Annotated in this window: 6 protein-coding genes; all 6 read left to right on the plus strand. The window is 56.2% G+C overall.

Features of this window, described 5'->3' with window-relative positions; genetic code table 11:
- Positions 1 to 580 precede the first annotated feature (580 nt).
- The 6 genes from ACNKIB_RS14120 to ACNKIB_RS14145 all read left to right on the plus strand — a co-directional run bounded on the left by ACNKIB_RS14120 (position 581) and on the right by ACNKIB_RS14145 (position 4,652).
- Entirely contained in the window at positions 581 to 946 is a 366-nt protein-coding gene (locus tag ACNKIB_RS14120; protein ID WP_417911212.1) for a hypothetical protein, read from the plus strand.
- Between the two features lie 162 nt (positions 947 to 1,108).
- Positions 1,109 to 1,912, plus strand: a complete 804-nt coding sequence (locus ACNKIB_RS14125) for a C-GCAxxG-C-C family (seleno)protein (protein WP_417911213.1) — start codon at positions 1,109 to 1,111, stop codon at positions 1,910 to 1,912.
- Between the two features lie 255 nt (positions 1,913 to 2,167).
- Positions 2,168 to 3,184 (plus strand): YhdH/YhfP family quinone oxidoreductase, encoded by a 1,017-nt coding sequence (locus ACNKIB_RS14130; RefSeq protein WP_417911214.1) that lies wholly within the window; start codon positions 2,168 to 2,170, stop codon positions 3,182 to 3,184.
- Positions 3,181 to 4,173 carry a KpsF/GutQ family sugar-phosphate isomerase gene (locus ACNKIB_RS14135; RefSeq protein WP_417911215.1) on the plus strand — a complete coding sequence of 331 codons (993 nt, stop codon included), beginning with the start codon at positions 3,181 to 3,183 and terminating at the stop codon, positions 4,171 to 4,173. Before ACNKIB_RS14130 ends, ACNKIB_RS14135 begins: the two co-directional genes overlap by 4 nt.
- A 9-nt stretch (positions 4,174 to 4,182) precedes the next feature.
- Entirely contained in the window at positions 4,183 to 4,386 is a 204-nt protein-coding gene (locus ACNKIB_RS14140) for a CooT family nickel-binding protein (protein WP_417911216.1), read from the plus strand.
- On the plus strand, positions 4,383 to 4,652 hold the full coding sequence (locus ACNKIB_RS14145; protein WP_417911217.1) for a hypothetical protein: 270 nt from the start codon (positions 4,383 to 4,385) through the stop codon (positions 4,650 to 4,652). The genes ACNKIB_RS14140 and ACNKIB_RS14145 overlap by 4 nt, the downstream gene beginning before the upstream one ends.
- The last annotated feature ends 167 nt before the right edge of the window (positions 4,653 to 4,819 follow it).

Genomic DNA, 4,819 nt, shown 5'->3' on the forward strand with positions numbered 1-4,819 from the left:
CTCGCGAATGCCCAGACCGTCTTCCACAACCATGCGCACGGCTTCTCGCTTGAAATCGGAATCGTACCTTCGATTGACCATATACACACCTCCTGTCCCTGTTAGGGTACTTAGTGTGTCCGGTAAAGTGAAGATAGCTCAGTATTCCAAACCCTTGTCGTCTGCAAACAGTGTTTTTTCCATGATGCAGCAGCGCAGTCTGGCAAGCAACTGCAGGAAAGATAGCTGTTGACAGCGCAGGAAAAGCGCGCTATAGCAGGAAGAAGCAGCGGAACTACCTGGCTCGGCAGCAGAGGTTCCCGGCTCACTTCTGGACGTTCTTGGCTCGCTTTGGGAGGTTTCTTGCCGAGCCAGGAATCTTCCAGGCTTAGCTGCGGACATTCCTGACCGAGCCAAGAACCTCCACTGCCGACTTAGGAACGTGCCTGGCTCGTTTTTGGACCTTCCCGGCCAGCTTTGGCAGGTTCCTTGCCAAGCCGGGAACATCCGTAGCCGAGCCGAGAACGTCCCTGGCTTGGCTGCGGATGTCCGCCGCGCACCGCTCCGCATGGAGCAGCCACTTTTCTCAGGAGGAAAGCTCATGTCGTATAAGCGCAGAATGTCTCAAGTCCTTGCCGACGCGCGGCAGCGTTCCGGCGGCCTGAAAACCATTGACCCAGCCCTGGATTTGGGCGGTGGTCTCAGCGTGGCGGAATTTGATGCCCGAATTACCACGGCGCAGGCCTCGCTGGATACCTATAACGCCCTGCTGGCCCAGGCGGACGCAGCAGGCAACAACTTCAACGAGGATGAAAAGGAGGTGCGGATTATAGCAGCGCGGCTGCTGGCTGGCGTGGGCGCACGCTACGGCAAAGACAGCAACGAATACGAGATGGCAGGCGGCACGCGCACCAGCGATATTGATTATCATCCGAGCACACCGCCAGAACCAGGGGGCAATCCGTAGAAAACTTCTGCGGATATTCAGCCAGCGAACAGGGCACGGTACGCCGTGTCCTTGTAACTCACAACAGACGAACCAGAAAAAATATGGAGGGAGACTGGGGAATGCAGGTGGAAAACCTGAGCAAGATTCAAAAAAATCTAGTAGAAGGATTAAAGAATCAGCATGAGCAACGAACATCTTGCAACAACGCAGGAACAAATTTCCAGGCGACAGGTGCTGGCCGGAGCAGGTACACTGGCTGCCGGAGCCGCGCTTGGCCAAGTCGGAGGAATAATCAACCCAGCACTAGCTGCTGGCAGCAGTACTGAGAAATGGCCGTGGCCGTATAAGAAGCTCGACCCGGCAAAGACAGCAGAGCTTTGCTATACAGAATGGTACCGGGTCTTCTGCGGGGCAGTGATCAATAGTGTGTTCATTCAGCTCCGTGAGTTGGTCGGCGAGCCGTATATTTCCTTCCCCTGTGATGGCTTTGCCTATTTTGAGGGCGGGCAAATGGGCTGGGGCACGATCTGCGGGGCACCTGCCGGGGCTAATTTGGTAGCTAACCTGATCATCGGGCCACGTGTTAACGGCGGTTCGCTGGCTGGGCATCAGATTGCTACAGAAATGATGGAGTGGTATGCCCAGACTAAGCTGCCAGTTTATGTTCCGAAGAAACCTAAGATAACCAAAAAGCTGCCAACCACGGTCAGTAGCTCGCCCCTCTGCCATATCTCTGTGGGCAGATGGATGAAGGCGGCAAATAAGCCGCTCAATAGCCCTGAGCGGCAAGACCGTTGCGCACGCTTGGCGGCTAGTACGGCCTATCGTCTGGTCGAGCTGCTTAATGCGTGGCAAGATAACCGCTATAAGACGGATTTCGACTTTGACTGCATCAAACAGTACGGTATTACCGGCCAGTTTAACTGTGCAGACTGCCATAGCAGAGGTGTACCAACCGCACCCAAGGAGAAAACTAAAGTCTGAGACCTTACAGTTGACAGAGGCGATGAGTTCAAGTTCCAACTGCAACTGTTATTTGAAGAACGCTACTAGATGCCATCCGCGTTGTTTCTTGAGCGGTTTCCAAAGAGAGAGCTTGGCGACGACGCGGATTTTTTTGCATGGAGCGCGATGCAGGACAACTGCCGGTTTGTGCAAGAAAGACTGGCCATGCTCTCCTCGGCTTCGCTGTGATGAATGCAAAAGACTGCCTTGAAAAGATCAAGGTAACATAATTTCATGAACGACCAAACCACCTTCCGTGCCCTTGTGGTGCGTGAGCAGGACGGCAGCTTTCAGCGGGCTGTTGAGGAACGCCGCCTTACTGATTTGCCGCCCGGCGAAGTGCTGATCCGGGTACATTTCTCCTCGCTCAACTATAAAGATGCCCTGTCTGCCAGCGGCAACCGGGGCGTGACGAGAAAATATCCGCACACGCCAGGTATTGACGCAGCAGGCGTGGTTGCGGTTTCCAGTGTGCCGCAGTTTGTCGAGGGCGACGAGGTTATCTGCATGGGCCGCGACCTTGGCATGAATACGCCTGGCGGTTTTGGCGAATACATCCGCGTTCCCGCAGCCTGGGTGCTGGCCAAGCCAGAACCGCTCTCCCTCTATGAAACCATGCAGATCGGCACCGCTGGCTTCACTGCGGCCCAGTGCGTGGACAAGCTGCTGGCCAACGGTTTGCAGCCTGAACAAGGGCCGGTGCTGGTCACTGGGGCCACGGGCGGAGTCGGCTCGCTGGCCTGCGCTCTGCTGGCCAAGCTTGGCTTTGCAGTCACGGCAGTTACTGGCAAAGAGAGTGCGCATGATTTCCTCCGGCAGCTCGGTTGCACGGCAGTGCTGAACCGCCAACAGGCGATAGGCCGGGTAGGCGCGGCCTTGCTGCGGGAACGTTGGGCAGGTGTGGTCGATACTGTCGGCGGCGAGATCCTGGTCGGCGCGATCAAAGCGACCTGTCGCCACGGTATTGTCACCTGCTGCGGCAATGCGGCCTCTGGCGATCTGTCTCTGACAGTCTATCCCTTTATTTTGCGCGGGGTGAGCTTAGTTGGAATTGACTCTGCTGAATGCCCGCTCGCCCGGAGAAAGGCTATTTGGGAGCAACTGGCTGGGCCGTGGCATTCTGCTTTGCAAGAGGTGCTCAACAGCTTGAGTAGCTGCATTTCTTTAGAACAAATCAGCCATACAGTGGATGCCATGCTGGCTGGCCAGACACGGGGACGGATTGTCGTTGCTTTAGGAGAGCAATCATGACGGTTGAACATGCACGAGAAGCTCTGAATATTGAAGCACAGGGAATTTATGCTGTCCGTGATGCCTTGGGGCAGGAGTTTGTCCAAGCGGTTGATCTGATCATGGCCTGTCCGCCGAGTCGCTTGATCATCACCGGCATTGGCAAATCCGGGCTGATAGGCCAGAAGATGGCCGCAACCTTCAACTCCACAGGCACACCTTCCTTCTTTCTCCATCCAGTGGAGGCCATGCACGGCGATCTGGGTATGGTTGCCGAAAATGATGTGGTCTTGGCGATTTCCTATTCCGGCGAGACAGCAGAACTGGGCCGCCTGTTAGCCAGTCTGAAAGAACGGTCTGTTGCCGTAATCGCCATGACCAGTAACCCCCGCTCTTCGCTGGCAGAACAGGCTGCCGTGGTCCTGAATGTGGCTGTACCGATGGAAGCCTGCCCTTTAGGGCTGGCTCCTACTGCTTCTACCACAGCTACCCTGGCTTTAGGCGATTCGCTGGCTGTGGCTCTGCTTAGGCGGCGGCGTTTCCGGGCAGAAGACTTTCGGCGCAACCATCCTGGCGGCAGTCTGGGCGAGCGGCTGAAGGTGGCGGTGCGGGAAGTCATGCTTACCGGCGATAAAGTCCCGCTGATCTGCGAAAAGGCAGGCCTAGAAGAGGCAGTCACTGAGCTGAACCGCAAGAACCTGGGCGCAGTCTTGGTGGTTTCTGCGGCTGGCGAGCTGCGCGGCATCATTACGGACGGCGATCTCCGTCGTTATTTTATCAACAGCCTGCTACCCAGTGCCAGCCGCAAGGATGGCCCGTTGGTTACTCAGCTCATGACCCCAACCCCTGTGCGCATCGAACCGGATCTGATGGCTGCTGATGCCCTTAGCCTGATGCAGGAAAAGGAAATCACGGTGCTGGCGGTTGTGGACAGCGAGACGGGCAAGGTGCAAGGGCTGCTGCATCTCCATGACCTGCTTGGAAAAGGCGAATTCCGCTTTCTGATTTAAGGAGGAAACGTGTGTCAGTTAAAGGCAGTGGTGGAACGGGAGAATTACTGCGAGACCGTGATGGAATCAGTCACCAGTTTGGAAGTAATTGGGGACGGCGTGCTCCTCAGCACCTATTTTGAAGAGCCGCTGACCGTACAGGGGGTGCGGGTCAGGAGCATCAACCTGCTCACCGGCGCAATTGTGCTTACCAGCAAGGAGAAAGAAGCATGAAGGACGTAGCAATGACGAACACGGAAAAAGTACGGGTGATGCTGCCTCATTGGCTTGAGCATAATCAGGGACATGGCACAGAGTTCCTTCGCTGGGCAGAGATGCTGGCCGCAGAGGCACCTGACCTCGCTGCTCTGTTGCGCAGGGCGGCAGAATCGCTCCAAGCCGCGCAGCAATCGCTGGAAGAGGCCCTAACCAAGGCAGGCGGGCCGCTGGCTACGCCTGGCCACAGCCATTCCTGTGAGCATCACCATCATCATCACTAACCCGCTGGCCGTTGTCGCTAACTTTGCAGAGTCAAGCACCTCCGGTAAAACCGGAGGCTTGGTAAGGTGAACCGCCCAAGGCGGTTTAAGTTGCGGCCTGTTTTATGCAATTACTGCGGCTTATTGACATCTTCATACGGGGAGCTTTTCTGCTGGAACAACTCCAG

Origin of the sequence: Candidatus Electronema sp. PJ, from assembly GCF_048287395.1 — a bacterium.
Classification (GTDB): domain Bacteria; phylum Desulfobacterota; class Desulfobulbia; order Desulfobulbales; family Desulfobulbaceae; genus Electronema.